The 489-nt window shown below is 50.1% G+C and carries 1 protein-coding gene; it reads right to left on the bottom strand.

Annotated features, from left to right (window positions below; genetic code table 11):
* Window positions 1-276 precede the first annotated feature (276 nt).
* Window positions 277-489, bottom strand: a 213-nt coding sequence (locus E1189_RS24380) for a hypothetical protein (protein WP_230459845.1), incomplete at its 5' end; no start/stop codon positions are given.

A 489-nucleotide genomic window follows, 5' to 3' on the forward strand; every position in this document is an offset into this window, starting at 1 on the left:
AACAGGTCTGCCGATCACCACTTTGTGCATTGCCGCGGGAAAAACCGCAGAACCCAATTAACACTCACTGGATCAACGGCTGTACAACATCTGACAGTTGAAGTGGGTGCCACAACATGGAATAGAAACCCATCTGCCACTTGCCGCATTTCCAGTAACAATGAGGTTCCTGACATTTTATGCCCGCCTCCTTCTTCACCTCCCCTTCTGACCACTCTATTTTCAGAGTTTTCGGAGTTTTCGGACTTGGAGCAGGATAACGCTCTATTTTCAGAGTTATCTTTTTTGTTGCAGGATGGTGTATTTCAGAGTGTCCTTTGCGCCAGTGCAGAGGAGTGTACATTCGATACAGGTGTCACTCTTACTGAAATGAGTCCAACTCAGTCTGACAGCGATCAGCAGCCCAGGAACACCTCCGGGATGCACACCAAACACAAGCTCAGCCACACAGGGGGCAGCCCCTTTGTCTGTGACCAGGACGGGTGCCAC

The organism is Parendozoicomonas verongulae, from assembly GCF_009711465.1.
In the GTDB taxonomy this organism is placed as follows: domain Bacteria; phylum Pseudomonadota; class Gammaproteobacteria; order Pseudomonadales; family Endozoicomonadaceae; genus Sansalvadorimonas; species Sansalvadorimonas verongulae.